This is a genomic window from Halalkalibaculum sp. DA3122 (assembly GCF_043951865.1).
Lineage (GTDB): Bacteria > Bacteroidota > Rhodothermia > Balneolales > Balneolaceae > JAMQKA01.
The window spans coordinates 19,478-37,970 of record NZ_JBINJF010000023.1 but is presented as its reverse complement, the minus strand read 5'-3'; the positions used below and the strand labels follow the sequence as shown (position 1 = coordinate 37,970).

The 18,493-nt window shown below is 49.9% G+C and carries 12 protein-coding genes; all 12 read right to left on the bottom strand.

Annotated elements, in window-relative coordinates:
• Positions 1–325: 325 nt before the first annotated feature.
• On the bottom strand, positions 326–2,935 hold the full coding sequence (locus ACG2F4_RS14155) for a c-type cytochrome (protein ID WP_395261536.1): 2,610 nt from the start codon (positions 2,933–2,935) through the stop codon (positions 326–328).
• Between the two features lie 91 nt (positions 2,936–3,026).
• Positions 3,027–3,752, bottom strand: coding sequence for a DUF1080 domain-containing protein (locus tag ACG2F4_RS14150; protein ID WP_395261535.1), 726 nt, complete (start codon positions 3,750–3,752; stop codon positions 3,027–3,029).
• Between the two features lie 87 nt (positions 3,753–3,839).
• Positions 3,840–4,400: an RNA polymerase sigma factor gene (locus ACG2F4_RS14145; RefSeq protein WP_395261534.1), complete on the bottom strand. Its 561-nt coding sequence runs from the start codon at positions 4,398–4,400 to the stop codon at positions 3,840–3,842.
• A gap of 394 nt (positions 4,401–4,794) precedes the next feature.
• The gene (locus tag ACG2F4_RS14140) at positions 4,795–5,679 is read right to left on the bottom strand and encodes a sugar phosphate isomerase/epimerase family protein (RefSeq protein ID WP_395261533.1); all 885 of its coding nucleotides are present in this window, start codon (positions 5,677–5,679) and stop codon (positions 4,795–4,797) included.
• 143 nt (positions 5,680–5,822) lie between these two features.
• Positions 5,823–6,626, bottom strand: coding sequence for an SDR family NAD(P)-dependent oxidoreductase (locus ACG2F4_RS14135; protein WP_395261532.1), 804 nt, complete (start codon positions 6,624–6,626; stop codon positions 5,823–5,825).
• A 2-nt stretch (positions 6,627–6,628) separates the two neighbouring features.
• Complete coding sequence (locus tag ACG2F4_RS14130; protein WP_395261531.1) at positions 6,629–7,657, bottom strand: zinc-binding dehydrogenase; 1,029 nt, start codon at positions 7,655–7,657, stop codon at positions 6,629–6,631.
• A gap of 193 nt (positions 7,658–7,850) precedes the next feature.
• Positions 7,851–9,236 (bottom strand): sulfatase, encoded by a 1,386-nt coding sequence (locus tag ACG2F4_RS14125; protein ID WP_395261530.1) that lies wholly within the window; start codon positions 9,234–9,236, stop codon positions 7,851–7,853.
• A gap of 88 nt (positions 9,237–9,324) precedes the next feature.
• A complete protein-coding gene (locus ACG2F4_RS14120) occupies positions 9,325–10,692 on the bottom strand; it encodes a sulfatase (RefSeq protein WP_395261529.1) in 1,368 nt (455 codons plus the stop codon).
• A 139-nt stretch (positions 10,693–10,831) separates the two neighbouring features.
• Positions 10,832–12,298: a sulfatase gene (locus tag ACG2F4_RS14115; RefSeq protein WP_395261528.1), complete on the bottom strand. Its 1,467-nt coding sequence runs from the start codon at positions 12,296–12,298 to the stop codon at positions 10,832–10,834.
• 589 nt (positions 12,299–12,887) lie between these two features.
• Positions 12,888–14,366 carry an IMP dehydrogenase gene (guaB, locus tag ACG2F4_RS14110; protein ID WP_395261527.1) on the bottom strand — a complete coding sequence of 493 codons (1,479 nt, stop codon included), beginning with the start codon at positions 14,364–14,366 and terminating at the stop codon, positions 12,888–12,890.
• 274 nt (positions 14,367–14,640) lie between these two features.
• Positions 14,641–14,970, bottom strand: coding sequence for a hypothetical protein (locus tag ACG2F4_RS14105; protein ID WP_395261526.1), 330 nt, complete (start codon positions 14,968–14,970; stop codon positions 14,641–14,643).
• Positions 14,971–15,625: 655 nt separating this feature from the next.
• On the bottom strand, positions 15,626–18,409 hold the full coding sequence (polA, locus tag ACG2F4_RS14100; protein ID WP_395261525.1) for a DNA polymerase I: 2,784 nt from the start codon (positions 18,407–18,409) through the stop codon (positions 15,626–15,628).
• Positions 18,410–18,493 lie beyond the last annotated feature (84 nt).

Sequence of the window (18,493 nt, the reverse complement as noted above, 5' to 3'; positions counted from 1 at the left end):
AGATCTACTCACATAAACTTTTCCAGGCTTGGCATATTCCAGTTGCAAACTCGTGATTTCAGTTTTACTGATATAATTTCTTGTTAGGCTTTTTGATGAATAGATCAATTATTGATCGTAAAAATCAGATCATAAAGAGCTGGATATCTTGCTCCCATCACATAGAAATAACTCTATTCGTTAGTGAAAATACTTTTTTTACTTTAGTATGATGTTTCCCACCCGCAATCTAGCCTAAAACTTTGCCCATATATTTTTGGTACCCAGACATTTATTCATGGGTAAACCGATTCTTAATTCAAGAAATAACAATCTTTGATTCCTATTAATCCTCTGAGCTATCGCTCTTAAATATTTCACTCCCTGGATCTCCGCCCGAAATTAAATAGGCGGCCAGGCTTTGGAGCTCTGCAGCATTTAGTGGATTTATCAAATCCGGTGGCATCTGGGAGATATCCACCGGCTCCATGGATGCCACTTCCCGGGCGGCAAATACATCAGCGGCCTGATTGGGATCCCGGCTGTACACTTTTATAGAGTCCTGCTGATCCACAACCAGTCCCGTTACAATCTCACCGTTTGTTAAGGTTACCTGTGTGGTATTGTACAAACTCGAAATTACATCACTCGGTCTTATGATAGCATTGAGCATCTTTTCGGTAGAAAAGCGCTGGCCCACGGTGCTTAGGTCCGGGCCGATATTTCCTCCATAGCCGGCAAAACGGTGGCAGCTTGCACAACCCGTAGCAAAAAAGGCGTTTCGTCCCTTCTCAAAGTCCAGGTTGTCCCTGTTTCTGAACCCATCCGAGACGACCTCTGTCGCCTCCTCCACGGTCCAGTTGCGTCCCGGCCCTTCCGGTGGACTGATCTCGAAGTCGGGCTCCTGCGACAAATTAACGCCCGCGATATCGGCTACGGCCTTGCGCTCGGCTTCCGATGCATTTTGCAAGGCCTCGTTCCGCATGCGTTCCAGGAAGCCGGTATAGCTGGCTCCCCCCATGGCATCGGCGGCATTGTTAATGAAGGCAAAATATTCGCGCCGCTGTTCTATCGTCCAGCCGCTCTGCAGGTTCCGGAGCATAAAGGCATATTCCAGTTTATTGGTCGGCGGCGGGTCGTCAAGCATCTGCTGAATGGTACCCCCATAGTGTTCATTTCGAGCGACCAACTCGCTCCAATCCGGCAATGTGGGCTTCTCTTGCTGTTGCATTAACGCCAGGGCCTTTTCAATTACGCGTTCATCCTGCAGGTACACCAGCAAGCGGACCAGCTCTACATTGACGCGATCATCGTTGGCGGGCAAAAGTTCCTGCAGGGTATCCGTGATTTCTGAACGCTCCTGCTCATCCGGATCTCCCAGGCGCATACACACCAGGGCCATTGCCCGCAGGTATCCGAGCTGCTGCCGGGTATCCAGGGAAGCCAGCTCAAGATTTAGAAGAGATGCAATCGCTTCCTCCCGATAGTGTTCCGGGGCCGTGCGCGCGAGGGCCACCAGCCCGGTAATCCGGGCCTGGGGGCGTTCGGCGGTTAATGCTTTGTCCACCCACCACTGCACCGGCTGCGATTCGATCGCCACGCGGGCCGCATGCCGCAAAAACCGATCCTCATCCGCAAGGTAGGGCCAGGCCACCTCTACTGCACGCCGGTCCCTCTTTCCGTGAAACGCTTCCAGCTTCTGACGCTCCTGCCGGGCGGCCCGGGCCTTTGGATTATCGATGGCATCCACCGGAGCCGTGGACTTGTCTCCCGTATAAATCACGCGGTACAGCTTGGTCTTATTATCCCAACCGCCGGTTATGAAGTAGAGCGCCCCGTCTTTTCCTATCACAGCATCCGTCAGCGGCAGGGGGCTGCCAGATAAAAATTCTTCGGCCGTAGCGGTGTAGCTTGCTCCTTTGGGTTCCAGGTGGAAGGCGTACATGGTCCCGAACGTCCAGTCGAGTCCAAACAGGGCGCGTTGGTAGCGGGCGGGGAATTGGGCTCCCGTACCAAATAGCAGTCCGGTAGGAGATCCGGGACCAATATTCAACACCGGGGGCAGGCTGTCTTCATAATATTGTTTCCATTTGCCGCTTCCGCTGCGCCAGCCGTAGTCGCTGCCACTGACGGCATGCACAATCCGGGTGGGGCGATACCACGGCATCCCCATATCCCACTCCATGTCGGCATCGTAGGTGAACAGCTCTCCATGCGGGTTGATCGCCGCATCGTAGGTATTCCGGTGCCCGATGCTGATCATCTCCCATTCTGTAGCCCCGGGATTGATGCGCGCGATATACCCGCCGGGCGCAAATACCCCTCGTGCATGGCCGCGGGCGTCCCACTGCCGCGATAATAGAATATCTTCCTCCCAGCCCGACAGGCGGCTGGAGGTGAGCTCCGGCGGCGGGGTGTGATTGCCATTTACTACGTATAACCCGTCGCCGTCTTCCGTGGGGAGTACCGCGTGATTGCCATGGTCGCCCTGTTCGGTAGGCCCGCCAAGATATTCCATTATGTTCAAGTGTCCGTCACCCTGCCTGTCCCGCATGCGGAACAGCCCTTTCCGGTGCATGTTGGCATACAGATGATCAAAAGCCCAGGTAAGTCCCTGGGCCCCGGTGGCGGGCATCTGGACCTCCTCCACCTGTACCTCGGCATTACCAGTGGTATCGTCAATCCTGATGCGGTACGTCCCCTTTTGGTTCTCATCGGAAGCAAACAGGTCTCCACGGGGACCAACAGCGAGGGAAACCCACGATCCTTGTTCTTCAAGGGGCGCTTCGTACAGCAACTGCACTTCAAAGTTCGGCAGGGATTGGATCGATTCCGATACCGAATCCTGCTCGGTATCTCCCCCTGAATTCACCCCTTCGGTATTGGTGGATGCTGAGTCGTATGATGACAGAACCAATGGAGCTAATAATACGATGATAAACGATCTGGCTTTCATAAAAATCCGTTCTAAATTCATTGGTGCTTTTCTTTTGCTTTGATTAAGATCCACCTCAAATGAGGGATCCCTATTATCCCGATTTTCAAAACTAACCGGGTAACTTCTTAAATCTGAAATTGCGATATTCCACTTTCATGGGCGGTCCCTGGTGCAGCTGTACGCCCAGCATTCCCTTCTTTACCCGGTTGGTATATCTGTCAATCAGTATACACATTACCTGCCCGTTCAACATCTGGATGATCGTATCGCCGCGGACAATCAGATGGTAGGAGTTCCACCCGTCACTATTGATTTTCGTGGCAAGTGCTTCGCTCTGGCCCACTGATCCGATCTCGGCCGGGACATCCTGCTCGCTCACCTGTATCACCTGTCCCCGGTTGGCCAGAATCTGGTGCCCCCGGTCTTCATAGTTCTCATACACAATTCCACTGTAGGTGTTCGCACCGTCGATATCGGCTTGGTATCCAAGTAATACATTCTCATTTTCTTTGGAGGCGGTACTTCTGTAGTAGATTCCGCTATTGCCTTTGCTGGAGATTCGATATTCCACTTTCAGCTCAAAATTGGTCACTTCCTTTTCCCACCGATAGAAGATGTTCCCCCTCAAGGGAGATGCTTCCGGCACTTCTCCAATGAGTATCCCGTCTTCAAATTGCCAGTACTCAGGATTTCCCTCCCAGTTCTCCCGTTTTTCTTCCGTCAGGATGCGCCTAAACCCCTGATCCGGATCTGATTTTGAAGATTGACCAAATGCAAAAGAATAACTCCCTAAGATGAAAACCAGAAATGTTAATATGCATATGAATTGTTTCATAACAGGCTTTTTGCTATTTGTGCCATATTTTATTCTTCCGACGATATCATAAATCAATATTTTCCAACGTAATCTAAAAGGGTACGGCTACTCCACGAGATAAGACTGCAGCGATTGAATTGCCCGGTAGATATAATTATAGACGCTCTGACGATTTACCTCCATCACCTGCGCGATTTCCGTGTTGGTCAGACCGCTGTAAAATTTTAAAAACACAGCCTCCTTTTGCTTGTTACTCAAGGATTCCAACGCCTGTTTCAGTCGCTCTTTTTGCTCCTTTTCAAACGTCTCTTTTCTGTTCAGCTCTTCGTAATTTACCACGCGGCTGAAAAATTCGTCAGTATACGCTTTATCCCGCTCATACCTTGTTTTTTTAATCTCTGCCTGCCTGAATACCGTTCTGCGGAGTGATACGTACAAATAAGAACGAATATATTCTACTTCTGACAGGTTCTCACGCTGCTCCCAGAGGACATAAAAAAGCTCTTGGATGCTATCTTTTACGAGCGATTCATCAGGGATCAGCTTTAAACCATAATTTAGCAACGGCGTGTAATATTTTTCAAAGAGGGCGGAAATTGCATGTTTATCACCATTCTGAAGCTTTTCCCATAAACGGATATCTTCTGCGGAGCGAATGCCGGCCACCTAACTCATCCCTTTTTATATTTAAATTCAGCTAACTTGCATGCAAACCCATTCTTTGGCTAAAAATGCAGATTAGCCAACCTGCTAATCGAATATAGATTTATCCAGAAGTTATATCCTTATACTCCGGTCGATACCTGCTTCGGAGAATAATTCCAGCTAACAGTGAGAGCATGCTTTTACAGCAGGGGATAGCTCAACCCTTAAAATTTATTTTAAAATATATCCCTTTGATTTTATAGAGACTCCAACCGTCAATATCTACTCAGAAAAATACAGTTCCTCTTGCCACCAGATCAGAGGGGAATGAAAAGCGATAAAAAATCCAGCCAACTACTGTTTGGCCATCTGGTCTTCCGAAATCCCATTTCCAGGCCCACCATTCGCGGTTATTTTATCCCCAATATTGATCCAATTTTTCCCGCAAGAAAGTTACGCTGCGTTCCAGCTGGTCCATCCCTTCCACACCGTCTTCAATGCTGATCCAGCCGTCAAAATCGACCCGCTTCAGTTCGGCAAAAATGGCGTCATAATCGTTGAGTCCGCGGCCAATTTCGCCATGCTGCAGACGCTCGGCGTAGCCCTCTACCCCCGCCTCCTCATTTCGCAAATCTTCTATCGTCCCCTGTTTCAGGTATCGATCACTGGCATGCATCGTCACCACGCGGTCTGACACTTTTTTGAGGAGTTCAACCGGGTCATCTCCCGCTAAAAAAGCGTTACTGGGGTCGTAATTCACCCCGAAACTGGGATGATTGATCCGATCGACCAGCTCACAAAACAGCTCCATTTTCTGGGCAAACTCGGGATACTTCCAGAAATCATCCTTATAGTGATTTTCCAAAATCAGGGTAATACCGCGCTTGGCGGCATAGGGCAGGCATTCTTCAATCGACTCTGCCGCAAGGCGTATGCCCTCTTCCCTGGAAAGATCCGGGCGCCGTTGTCCCGAGAGTACACGGCAATACCTCCCGCCCAGCTCATCAATCATATCAATCCAGTGTTTCTGCTTTTCAATCTCTTTTGCCCGAAATTCCGGGTCCGGGTGCGTGAAATCCGGGGAGCAGCACAGCATCGGGATCTCCTTTCCCTGCTCTTCCACTTCTTTTCGAAACCTGGCCCAGTTCTCCCGGTCTTCCATTTCCAGAAATCCCGAATACCATTCCAGTCCGTCGACCTCTAATTCTCCAGCCATGTTTATCCACTCAGAAACGCTCATGGTTCCATCTTTACAAAGCTCTTGCATGTACGCCTTGGGAAAAGCAGCTAGTTTGGGCATAAATTGGTTACAGGTTACAGGTTACAGGTTACAGGTTACAGGTTACAGGTTACAGGTTACAGGTTACAGGTTGCAGGTTGCAGGTTGCAGGTTAGGTTTCGGAAAAGATGCGATTATTTTGCATGTTTTTCTGAGATTCTGGCTCATTCTTCTTTTTGGGGAATAGTGGTCGCATCTTTAGGGGGATTTCGCCCGATGAGGGGATACTGTTCCAGCTCTACTACCTGTCCGCTGACCGGCCCGCATTCATCGGAAAGCCAGTAAACCGCAGCAGAAGCTATTTCTTCGGGTTGCAAAATGCGTCCCGCCGGCGCATAGGTCTCGGGCAGCCGGGTATGCCAGTCTTCATCCAGATTTTGTTCACGCTTTCGTTCAATCTCTTTTTCGGTAAGTACCCACCCGGGGTTGATCTGGTTGACCCGTACCCCCTCTTGCCGCATCAATGTATCCCCGAGATTGCGCGTCATGGTCATCAGGGCCCCCTTGGTCATGCTGTAGGCCAGCAGATCCGGTTCGCCGCACCAGGCATTTACAGACCCGATATTCAATACACAACCATCGGTTTTGGAGAGGTGAGGTAGCGCCGACTTAATCAGTTGAAATGGAGCAAAGGTGTTTACCCGGAAGATATTCTCCAAAAAGTCCAGATCTGTAGTATGGACATTCGAGGTAGCAACCATCGCTGCATTATTTACCACCCCATCGAGTTTGCCAAACTTTTGCAGGGCACTATTGACAAGTCGCTGCACAGCACCATCCCTGGTTATATCCTCGATATGAGCTACCGCTTGCTTCCTGCCGATTTCGGAAACAAGCTCTTTACCCAGATTTTCCTCCAACCCGTTGATCACTACCCGGGCCCCTTCCTCGGCACATCTCAGGGCTATCGCCTTCCCGATTCCCATGGTACTGCCGGTGACGATAATAACTTTTCCTTTAAGGCGCATTGTTATTCGGGTTTGAGTACACTTTTGACAACTTCTCCTTCATGCATTCTTTCGAATGCATCTCTCCAGTTTGTGATCGGCCATACGCCGCCAATGATGGGCTTTACATCCAGTTTTCCCGACGCCAGAAGAGCAATTACCCGCTCCCAGATCGGCCAATTATGGCTAAAGCTTCCCTGGAGCGTTACGTTTTTCTGGACGAGAGGATCCAGTGAAAATCCAAGAGGTTTTGGCCCCCATCCGACCTTGGCAATGTGACCATTTGGTCGGACGAGCTCCAACGCAATTTCAAGAGTCGCACTCACGCCTGCCGCATCCACGATGCAATCTGCTCCCAGGCCATCACGTTCTTGCGCCCAGCCGGTAGCATCCCCGATGATTGGCGTACATCCGTATTGTTCTGCAATTTCCAGGCGATTTTTGTCACTTTCCAGTCCCACAATAGCGACCTCGGCTCCACTCAATTTCGCCATGGCAGCACATAGAATACCGATGGTTCCGGGCCCCAACACGATCACCCGGTCGCCGGGCTTAAGATTCGAATTCCCGATCACGGCATTATACGCCACACAGCACGGTTCGGTAAGACAGGCCTGCTGAAAATCCAGCGTTTCCGGTACCCTGTGGAGGCAGCGGGCCGGCACTCTCACATACCTGGTCATGGCCCCATCCACGCCGTATCCAAAACCCTTGCGTGTAGGATCCAGGTTGTAGAGTCCCTGTCGGCTCATCGGGTTATCGGGATCGATAATCGCAGCTGTTTCACTTACAACTCTATCGCCCTCTTTCCAATTCTCCACCCGATTTCCAACTTCGGCTACGTGACCCCCGAATTCATGTCCCAACACAACGGGATAATTCACCGGCCAGCTGTGATCGGCCGTCCACTGGTGAAGGTCACTGCCACACACGCCAATATTGGCCACATCCAGCAATACATCCTCATCCCCGATCTCGGGTTTGGGTATTTCACGTATTTCAACAGATCCTTCTTTTGGGGCATAATTAACGACGGCGGGAAAAGTACTCATGAAACCTTGTTATTCGTTACTTGTTATTTGTTATCTGTATCGATTGTGTCACCCAGATCTACTACAAAGTCACAAAGCTGCAAAGATATAAGATGAACACATACATATTTGTGTGGCACTTTGTTTCTTGTCTATTTGTATCTGTAATTTCATGGAAAAATCCAGCAAGGGTTTTACAATACATACCGGTTCCCTAGTCTTGCCACGGTACGGTACCATCCTCTCTGACAGGTGCCAGCTGATCTTCGCCTCTAATAAGGTTATTCTCATGCTTTTCTACCAAATCCATAATTTCTGATATCACTTCCGGATGCTTCTCGGCAAGGTTGTATTTTTCGGATGGATCTTCTTCCAGGTTGTACAACTGAGGTGGCTCATGCGAAACAGGTTTGTCCCCGACATAAGCCGACTGTGTAATAAAATGCGCTTTCCAGGGGCCTTTGCGAACCGCAAACAGTTTTTCTGACCGGTAATAAAATACCGCATCCCGAACGTTTTCCTGTTTGCCGGTTAACACAGGCATCAAATTCACGCCATCGATGATACGATCATCGGGTTGCTCGGCACCCGCCAGGGCCAACGAGGTACTAAACAGATCCATCGTGGTTCCCAACGCCTGGGTAACCTGTCCCGGAGAGATTGTCCCGGGCCACCATGCCAGGGCCGGAACCCGCATTCCTCCCTCCCACGTAGTGCCCTTTCCATTCCGCAGCAATCCGGCCGATCCACCATTTTGATCCATTGTCAGCCACGGACCGTTGTCGCTGGTAAAAAAGACCAGGGTGTTTTCGGCAAGTCCCCGCTGTTCCAGCTCATCCATAATCTGGCCGGTACTCCAGTCGATCTCTTCTATCACATCCCCATACAGGCCACGCGTGCTGGTGCCACGAAAGTCCTCCGAAGCATACAGTGGCACATGTGGGAAGGTATGAGCGAGGTACAAAAAGAACGGTTTATCTTGATTCTCCCGGATAAACTCCAGGGATTTTTCCGTATACCGGGGAGTGAGCGTGCGCTGCTCGGCCGGTTGTTCAATAATCTCTTTGTCCCTCATCAACGGCACGGGCTGCCAGGCTTTGTTATCCATGTCATTGCTGTATGGAATCCCGTAGTAGCTGTCGAAACCGTTGTCGGTTGGCAGGTAGGGAGTTTGGTGACCGAGGTGCCATTTACCAACGGCGGCTGTTGCATACCCTTGCTCTTTCAGGGCTTCCGCTATCGTTATCTCTTCTGGTGGCATCCCTTTTGCTGAAAACGGGAACAGAACACGAAATTCCTCACTCATCATCCCACTGCGTACCGGCAGCCGTCCCGTAAGAAGTCCGGCCCGGCTGGGAGTACACACGGAAGCAGCCGTATAAAACTGGGTGAATTTCATCCCTTCCTCAGCCATCCGGTCAAGGTTGGGCGTTCGTATAGTTGGGTGCCCGTAGACACCCACATCACCATATCCCATATCGTCCGTAAATATGATGACAATATTTGGGCGATCGCTACCCTTATTTTGAGCCAGCGCATCGACGCCGAAACCAAGTCCCAATACAGTTGTCACAAGCAGGAACACATATAGTTTATACATGGACTTTCCTCTGTTTATCGTTCCGAAATACTTTTTCTTTAATCTCTTATTCACCTTGCCTCCGTTACCCATTTCGTGTAGCTTGCCATTAATAGCTTGATTTTTGCCACGGCACCGCACCGCCCTTTTGAATAAAATTCATCATTATTGAGTTTAGCTCCCGGTACTTTTTTGGATACTCCCCGATCAGGTTGTTCTTTTCCATCGGGTCTTCCTGCAGGTTGTAAAGCTCCGGTGAACTGAATGGACTGTTTTGCAAGAGTTTCCAATCGCCCATTCTTACTGCTTGGATGGTTAGTCCGCCATACCGGGTTCCCCCTTCTCTCCGGGAAAAATACAGCGGTTCATCTCTTTCAGGCTGTTTCTTTCCCAAAAGAGTTGGCAAAAAACTTTTTCCTTCCAGGGGTCCCTCATAACGAATTCCCAGCAGGTCAAAAAGAGTGGGGAAAATATCCATTGTCAGGGCCACACGATCGGTGCTCGTCCCTGATTTAATATGATTCGGCCAGGTAATGGCCGCGGGGACTCTCAATCCGCCCTCATACATACTTTGCTTGGCACCTCTTGCAGGACCATTATCGGCCATGCTTGGACCGTGACCGCCATTGTCACTGGTAAATATTATGATGGTATTTTCATATTGACCGGTATCTTTTAGTGCTTGCAGTACCTGCCCTATTCCTGCATCCATATGTTCGATGAAGGCCACAAGTTCCGCTCTCGTTTGATCGATGTCAGATTCTCGCTCCTTCACTTTTTCCAGCCACTCTTTTGGTGGTTGTACCGGAAAATGCGGAGCATTATACGACAAAAACAGAAAGAAGGGGACTTCCTTGTTGGCGCGATCATTAATGTAATCTATTGACCAGTCAGTAAACAGGTCCGTGGCATGTCCTTCCGGATCGATCGTTTTCCTGTTTAACCGCATATAATTAATACCATGGCGGCGGTGCGACCAATAATCGTCCATCATATCCCCCAGCCAGCCGTGGAAATAATCAAATCCCCTTTCATTCGGGATATTGGGCGGGGCCAGTCCCAGATGCCATTTCCCGATTAATGCTGTGTGATACCCGTGATCCTGCAAAACCGATGGCATCAGGGTCGCCTGCGGGTGGAGGTAGCCCCAGCTGTTGTCCGGGTGTGTACGTATTACTCCCGGAACTCCTACAAAATCCTGGTATCGACCCGACAGCAGAGCCGCACGGGTGGGCGAACAGACAGGACTATTGGCGTAAAAGTTGTCGAACCTGATTCCGGAGGAGGCGATCTGGTCAATATTGGGCGTTTGGATATCCTCCGTCCCGTAGTAGGAAATGTCATGATATCCCTGGTCGTCGGTTAGAATAAGCAGGATATTCGGGTGATCTTCCTGTAGATCACCGGCAAACAACATTGCCGGCAATAACAGAAATGCAACTGCACAGAAGTTAATACGGAGCACGGGTCCTTTCATTGTTTTCCCAGCTGTTATTTGTTGATTATTACGGGTAAATCTGGCTGTTAACTTAATTAGCTTGTCTCCAACTGTCACTGCCCAAAATCAGAGAACTTGACTTTCCTGTGATCGTTACATGAACCCGCCCCTGTTACCACTAGTCCGGATGTATTTCTCTTTCATCGGCGTGGTTGACAGAAGGCCGGCGGAACCGTACGTCAGTTGCCCCGTTCTCCTCAAATATGTCGAACATCCGCTCATGCATATCCCGGACACGCTGCTGTTGAGAAGGAACATCGATCAGGTTGACCATCTCATTGGGGTCGGTCTTCAGATCGTACAACTCATTTTGATCCCACACCCCGTGGTAGTAAATATATTTGTAGCGGTCACCCCGAATGGCATAAGTCGTCGGCGTGTGGGGAAAGGCGTGTTCCCAAAAATATTGATATACAAAGGTAGAACGCCAGTCATCCACTTGTTCTCCTCCAAGCAATGGCAGAAATGAGCGCCCGTCAACCGTGTGATCTCCGGGCATGTTTCCATCCGCGATATCAAGGAATGTTGGCCCGATATCGATATTCAGCACATTTTCTTCGATGGTTGTACCCGGCTCAATATACCCCGGGGCCCAGGCCAGCATCGGTACGCGCATCGACTCTTCATAGGCCTGGCGCTTGTCTATCAGCCCGTGTTCACCCAGCATAAACCCGTTGTCTCCCATATAGATGACCAGCGTATTTTCTGCCAGTCCCTCCTGTTCAAGGTAGTCCATGACGCGGGCTACGCTTTCATCCACGGCCATCAGGGATTCGCTGTAATCGGTAATGATCTCGTCCAGGCTCTGCGGGTGGTCATCCCGGTTATGATACATATGTTCTACCCCGTGCCAGCTGTAGCGCTGCTCGCGGACCCAGTCGGGCTTTCCCCGGTAATTTTGCTCAATATTTTTCATTGACTGCGGTTTTGGAATATCCGCCTGGGCGTACATCCCTTCATGTCTTTCTGCGGGATAAAACTCGGCGTGCACTGCTTTATGAGACAGGTACACAAAAAACGGCTTGTCTTCATCCCGATCTTCGTCCAGCCATTCAATGGCATATTCTGTTAGCAGGTCGGTAATGTATCCCTCCACCTGCCGGCGTTCCCCATCAATATTCAGGGTGGGATTGTAGTACACGCCCTGTCCCCTGAAGCTTACCCACTTGTCAAATCCCGGTTTGGGATCATCGTGGGCGTGCCCGATATGCCACTTGCCAAAATAGCCGGTCTGGTATCCCTCGTTCTGCAGCTGCTCAGGGAAAAATTTTGTACCCTCTTTCATTGGATTTGAATTGTCGACAGCGCCATGGCGAAAGGCATACTGCCCGGTGAGGATAGAAGCGCGACTGGGAGAACAGAGGGAGGTCGTTACAAAGGCATTTGCCAGGAGAGCGCCTTCAGCCGCCATGCGGTCCATGCCCGGCGTCTTCAAAAAATCCGGCCCGTCAGGATGAAATCCCATATAATCATAACGGTGGTCATCACTCAGAATAAAAATTATATTTTCAGGCTGGGCGCGAAGTGAAGAGATCGAGAACAGGCTCATAAGGAGTATCAAACAGCATTTTCCCGCTAATTTCATAATAAACTCTATCCCTTTTTTAGTTAAAAATGAAATGGAAGATCGGCTTTCAAGAGAACTATTGTAACAGATACTCAGCTTATTAGCAAAAACTCTCTTGAAGTAGTACACATTTTACGCTTACAGCCGGTATGGAATCAGATAAGACTGGCAGGCTCGGAAATTCAGGCTGCTTAGTACTACGCGGATACGCCAAGCTGTTGATTTTGGAATCCAACCACTGGCATGTACTAGCAGACCCGGATATGGTACTATCTTATTGAGGGGGGACAGGAGGATGTGAAATTTTCTCTTTTGAGAGGGCTTTGAAAAACCAGGAGTTGTGATCAAGATCAACCCCTGAGTGGATTCGGAACCGCAGTTTATATTCCATAAATGAGGACTTCGAACCCATGAAAATGACGATATTGGCCCCAATAAACAGTTTTGCAAAGCCCTCTTTTGATTTATCCCGTCAAAAGATTGGGATAACGGGAAATCTCATTGTCATTATTTTTATGTATTGACAGTTGCCTTGTCCCTGTCAATCGAACACTGGCCGGAGTTTCACTCTCAGAGAAAAGAAGTCCGACCTCACCCAAAATCCCGTTTAACTGACGGAGTAGTTGGGAGCTTCCTTCGTGATCTGGACGGAGTGCGGGTGGCTCTCTTTGTAGCTGGCGGAAGATATCTGTACAAATTCGGCCGTTTGCAGCTCTTTGATACTTGCTGCCCCACAGTAGCCCATGGCCGCACGCAAACCGCCGGTCATCTGGTATACCACCTCTGAAAGGTATCCTTTGTAGGGAACGCGTCCTTCAATACCCTCCGGTACCAGCTTTTTGATGTCATCCTCCACATCCTGGAAGTAGCGATCCTTTGAGCCTTTCTCCATGGCCCCGATACTCCCCATTCCGCGGTAGGACTTGTATTTTCTGGATTCGTAGATCACTGTTTCGCCCGGACTTTCGTCCACCCCGGCAAACATGGAACCCATCATTACCGCATGCGCGCCTCCAGCAATAGCCTTGGCAATATCGCCGGTCTGCTTAATACCTCCGTCGGCAATCATCCCCACACCCGCTTTCTTCACATATTCGGAAACCTCCAGGATGGCACTCAGCTGGGGCACGCCAACGCCGGTTACCACGCGGGTGGTACATATTGAACCCGGTCCAACGCCCACTTTGACCACGTCCGCGCCTGCTTCGTCAATAGCTTGGGCTCCCTCTTTGGTGGCAATATTTCCGGCGATGAGATCCAGATCGGGAAATGCCTCCTTGATTTCCTTTATTTTGGCAAGTACTCCTTCCGAATGACCGTGGGCGGTATCGACCGTAATGATATCCACACCCGAATCAACGAGTGCCTCTACCCGTTCCATCGTATCAGGCGTTACCCCAACAGCCGCACCCACGCGCAGGCGACCCATATCGTCTTTACAGGCGTTGGGGAAATTCATCTTCTTTTCGATATCCTTGAATGTGATGAGTCCCACCAGTTTCATTTGGTCGTCCACGATCGGCAGTTTTTCCACTTTGTGTTCCTGCAGGATCTCTTCTGCTTCCTCAAGCGTCGTACCCTCTCGCGCAGTGACCAGGTTATCACGCGTCATAATGGTATCAAGCGGCTTGTCCACAAAATGCTCGAACCGAAGATCACGGTTGGTTACGATACCGATCAGCGTATTATCCTCTTCCACAATCGGAATTCCCCCGATCTTGTGTTTTTTCATCAACGACCGTGCCTCACGAACGGTTGCCGATTCGGGCAGGGTCACCGGATCTACGATCATGCCACTTTCACTGCGCTTCACCATACGCACCTGGTCAGCCTGCTCCTCGATACTCATATTTTTGTGCAGCATGGCGATACCGCCCTCACGTGCCAGCGCAATGGCCAGCCGGTACTCGGAGACGGTATCCATCGCCGCACTTATAACGGGCACGTTCAGCTTCAAGTTTGGGGTCAAGCGTACGCTTGTATCAACATTTCGTGGCAGTGTTTCGGAATAGGCCGGAACCAGTAGCACATCATCATAGGTTAGTCCTTGCCGTGATATCCGATCAAAGGGAGAGGAATTATTCATAGCTGACTCTGCTCGCAGTATTTGGTTTCAGATTTGGGCAAAGATAAAAAATTTGCCAACGAAGTGCGTAACCAAACCCGGATTAATTTTTTGTAATACTGAGACGCCAGAAGTGAGATGTGAGACGAGTATTATTTCAAATTTGTCATCTTTTTTACAATGTACCGCAAGAATTATCTCGCGCAGCATAATTTCAATAGTGAGCTGGGGTCCGCCATATATCTCACCTCCATCGTCTCACGTCTGCCGTCTCACTTCTGGCGTCTCACATATTTTACAGCTTTCTCACCTTAAGTGCCTGTATCGCCGTCTCAAGAGAGCAGATCCCGTCTCGATAACAGCTTACCCAGTATGTCACGCTCTGGCGACGTTTCTGTACAAAGGAATCGCAGGTGGAGTACTGCCCCCGCAGCTCCTCGATCATCGCTGAAACGTCATCCTTGATCTCGATCTTCAACTTGTCCGGCAGATCGCCCCAGCCCATCAGTTGAAACATCTCCTGGAGTTCCTGGTGATCCTGCTCAGCGTCAACCAAGACCTTGCGAAGTACCGGTTCGATTTGAAAGGTATCGTTTTTTACAGCGGTGTTCATGGTGTTCTCCATTATTCATTGTGTTTATTTTATCATCTGTAATAAGGATACTAACCGGGAGTGACATCCCCGTGTCACCCCTTGTCAAAAAATTTTCCCTCTTTTTTCTGGCATCTTATTTCCGTCTTTTAGGATTTAAGTTTCCCCCAAACCTGCTCACAGTCAGAGTGAAAGTGACATTCCTGAAGGTCTGCACGGTATGCAAGACATAATCTTGAAAAAAATATGCACTAAGCAGCCTGTTTGTGAAATAAGGGGTATACAGCTACCAGTAAACTGGGCCATTCATCAAGTTAAGAGGCTTTACAAAACCTCCTGTTTTGTTGGGAGGAGGTTGTACCACCGAACTAATTGGGTGTCAAGCGGGAGTACCTCCCCTACAACGAGAAGCCGATCATTTTGCAAAAGGCCTGGCTTAGGATGTTTCCGACAGACGGAGTACACGTCAGAAAATTACGCTCCTTTCCCTCCCTAAATTACCGCTGGACTGATAAGCCAGGAACCTGCACTGACGCTTATACTCAACATTCAGCGTAATTGTTACATACATTTTTTACGCTCATTTTGACAGGTTATCCCCCTGCCCCCCATTCAAAAGTGGGACTTTGGAGATTTTTTTACGCGTATAATCCAACAATGGTAAATACGCTTTTTCTGATACCAAGTATTAATGGGCATCGAGCCAGTTATCTGCCAGGCCCATCTCAACCTTAAGTGGCACTTTCAGCGAATAGGCGGTCTCCATCAGCTCCAATATTTTTGCAGGAACGGACTGCTGCTCCTCTTCCGGCACTTCAAAAATCAGCTCATCATGCACCTGCAGCAGCATGCGGGTTTTCAGGCCGTTTTTTTCAAGGAATTGCTGGATATTGATCATCGCCCGCTTAATAATGTCAGCGGCAGTACCCTGTATCGGGGTATTGATGGCCGTACGCTCGGCGAATGCACGGCGATTCCAGTTACTGGCATTGATGTCGGGGATGTAACGCCGGCGCCCCATCAGCGTCTTCACGTAGCCGTGTTCCTTGGCAAACTGCTTGGTTTCGTTGATATAGCGAAGGATGCCGGGAAACCGCTCAAAATACTGGTCGATCATCTCCTTCCCCTCCGAATTTTCGATGCCCAGCCGGTTGGCCAGTCCATATGCACTTACGCCGTACGGAATCCCGAAGTTCACCTCCTTGGCTTTACGGCGCTGGTTGCCGGTAACGGCCTCAAGCGATTCAAGATCAAATACCTCTTTGGCCGTGCGTGCGTGGATATCCTCATCATTCTTAAACGCCTCTATCATATTTTCATCTTCAGATATAGAGGCGATCACGCGCAGCTCCACCTGGGAGTAATCCGCTGAGAGCAGCTTGAATCCCTCATCGGCAATAAAAGCCTTGCGGATCTCCCGTCCCCGCTTGGTACGGATCGGAATATTTTGCAGGTTCGGGTTGGAGGAGGAAAGCCTGCCGGTAGCTGCTATATGCTGGTTGAAGTCGGTGTGTATCCGACCGGTCTTCTCGTGGATCAGCTTGGGCAGCGCCTCAACATAGGTTGACCTCAGCTTGCTGAGCGCCCGGTATTCGAGAATCAGCCCGGGTACCTCATATTCACCCTCGAGCTTGGACAGAACCGATTCAGAGGTTGAATACTGCCCGGTTTTGGTCTTCTTGCCGGCGGGCAGTCCCATTTTGTCGAATAGTACCTCCCCCAGCTGCTTCGGAGAGTTGATGTTAAATTCTGTTCCGGCCTTGTCAAAAATATCCTGTTCGAGCTGCTGCAGGTCTTGCCTTAATGTCTCAGAAAACGCCTTTAACATCTCTACATCCAGGCGGATACCATGCATCTCCATCTTGCCAAGTACCTCCATAAGCGGGAATTCCAGCGTCTCTGCAATCTCTTTCAGCTCATCATCCCTGAGAATGTTGTCCAGGATGTTATGGAGCCGCAGTGTGATGTCGGCATCCTCGCAGGCGTACACCATTACCTCTTCAGGAGAAAATTCATCCATGCTTTTTTGTTTTCGTCCCTTCCCGATCAGCTCCTGGATAGGGATCGGCTCATACTTGAGGTATTTTTTCGCCAGGGCGTCCATCTTCAGCTTCTGACCGGCATCGATCAGGTAGGCCGCAATCATGGTATCAAAGGCAGGTCCCTCCACCTCGAGTCCGGCCCGCCGGAGTATCATGTAATCAAATTTAAAATTGTGGGCAATTTTTAGACTGTCCGGATCTGTAAAAATCGGGCGCACGGCCTCAAGGGCTTTCTCCTGCTCCAGACCACCTTCAACATTTACCGGGATATAATACGCAACGCCGGGGGTCGCAGAAACGGATATGCCCACAAGCCGATCCCTCATCGGGTCGGTACCGCTTGTCTCGGTGTCAAAGCTCACGGCATCCCGGCCACTCAACTTGTCGACAAGGGCCTCAACTTTTGAGATCGTATCCACCAGCTCATAGCTCACGTTCTCCTCCGCATAGCTGGCGAAGCCCCTCCTCTCCTCTTTATCGGTCTCATTGGGAACAAACAGGTCGCCCTGGTTCTTGTGCTCCTCCGATACATCGCGATCGACCCACCGCTTGACCTCTTCGCCCAGGTATTTTTTGGTCAGCGAACGAAACTCCATCCGTTTAAAAAATGCGCCAAGTTCCTCCTCCTGCGGACCTTCCCACTCCAGGTCCTCCCAGTCGATGATATCGGGGACGTCCGTCTTAATAGTCACCATTTTTTTGGCATGCAGCGCCTGTTCGGCCTGTTTATCCAGGGCATTGCCGTAGCGGGTTGACTTGATATCGGGGGCAACCTCGATCGCTTTTTCGAGAGAGCCGTAATTTTTTATGATCTTGGGCGCCCCCTTTTTACCGATACCACGCACGCCGGGGATGTTGTCAGATTTATCCCCCAGCATCGCCAGCACATCCACAACCTGTTCGGGATAGACCCCAAAATACTCCTTCACGCCCTCGCGGTCGATAATATTAAATCCGCCATTTTGGTTATCGGGTTTCATCATTTTGATATGGTCGTGCACGAGCTGCATAAAATCTTTATCCGGCGTCACCAGGAAGACATCCACATCTTCGGCATTGGCCCGATCGGCGATAGTGCCGATAATGTCATCTGCCTCATATCCATCCTGCTCAATATTCGGGATGCCGTATCCCTCCAGCATCTCTTTAATAAGCGGAATGCCCACTTTCAGCTCTTCCGGCTGCGGCGGGCGGTTGGCCTTGTACTCCTCATCCATCTCATGGCGAAAGGTGGGAGCGTCGGTATCCCAGACTACCGCAATATGGGTGGGTTGCTCCTCTTCCAGCATCTTTTCGAGTGTATTGGCGAACCCCAGGATGGGTCCGGTGGGGATACCCTCCGCATTCCTTAAATTGCTGTTGATAAATGCGAAATGGGATCGATAGGCCAGCGCCATTCCATCCAATAAAAACAGGAGACTTTTAGACATAATAAATCCGTGAATTCAGTTATATTCCTTTTCAATTTGCGACAGAGGTTTTTTCACCCAGCGTATTATAATCCTTCAACTACT